The sequence below is a fragment of the Streptococcus oralis genome (assembly GCF_001578945.1).
Taxonomy (GTDB): Bacteria; Bacillota; Bacilli; order Lactobacillales; family Streptococcaceae; genus Streptococcus; species Streptococcus oralis_Q.
The window spans coordinates 1-1,354 of record NZ_KQ969567.1; the positions used below are offsets into that span (position 1 = coordinate 1).

A 1,354-nucleotide genomic window follows, 5' to 3' on the forward strand; every position below is an offset into this window, starting at 1 on the left:
TCAAATCCTCTACACCTATGATGCGGATGGCCGTCGGGTGTCTATGAGTGACCTGACAGGAACTAGCCAGTACGCTACCAACGAAGAAGGCGAGATCACGGGTGTTCGTCAGGGAGATGGTAGCCTGATCCAGTACGAGTATGATGCTTATGGCAATATCTCGAAGATGATTTACCCAGATGGCAGTACAGTCTCTTACACTTACGATGAACTGGATCGCCTGACTTCCGTGACCGATGTCAAGGGACAAAAGACCAGCTATAGCTATAACCAAGCAGGGGATTTGACGGAAGTTGATCGGGGAGATGGAAGCAAGAGCTTCTTAACCTATGACAAGGCTCACCGCCTCACCGAACTCCGCCATGTAGATAAGCAGGACAAACTCATCTCCAGCTATGGCTATGAGTATGACGACGGAGGCTATATCGCCAAAGAAACCATCCAGCAGGATGGCGAAACCCTAGTCCATACCTACACCTACGATACTCTGGGTCAAGTGGAAAACATGATGGTATCGGATGGAGCTGGTAAGGAACTCTCTAAACTCTCCTATACCTATGACCTAGCCGGCAATAAACTGACCAGTACCGAGACAGTCGATGGCAAGGAGAGTCAGACACGCTTTACCTACGATGACCATAACCGCTTGACCAAGCTGGAAGGCCCAGATGGCACCATCACCTATACCTACGACAAGAATGGCAATCGCATCGCTTCTGAGAAGAATTCAGAAAAGCTAGACTACATCTACGATACAGAGAACCGCTTGCTTGCGATCAAGGACAAGAAGGGTCTTCTCATGGCTGCGCTTTACGACGGGGATGATAACCGTGTCTTCACTGCCAGTCGCAAGGAAGGCAAGAACACCTATCAGCTCTTCCAACGCAAGCCAAAGGATACCAAGTCAGGTCGTAAGTCACCATACACAGCCCCAAGTGGGGAAGAAAACTCCCTCTTCTGGTATGGCTTTAGCCAGAATGTCCTCCAAGCCCTGTCTGCTTTACCGCAGACGATAGGAAGCATCTGGCACAGCATCTTTGACGATGTGTCGACAGCCTACCACCAGAAAGTGGCTAAGGACCGAGCGACCAAGGAGGGAATCGTGGTCAACCCACCAGAACTCGGGAACTTACCGGGTCAGGGAGAAGTGACCTATGCCAGCCAGGTTCAGGATGTTCTCATCCCTTATACCACACGAGAGGATACCTACAACTACTACGAGGAACGCAACTATGTCAATGATGTCAATCGTGAACATACAGAAGTCCTTGAAACCTATGACCATGATGGCAAGGCACGAGAGACCTATAGCTATGGCAAAGGTCGATCTAGCTACCTCAACAACCAAACAGGC

The 1,354-nt window shown here is 49.9% G+C and carries 1 pseudogene; it reads left to right on the forward strand.

What is annotated here, in order from left to right:
* Positions 1–1,354, forward strand: a pseudogene (locus tag SORDD16_RS09715) (RHS repeat protein); the annotation flags it as partial.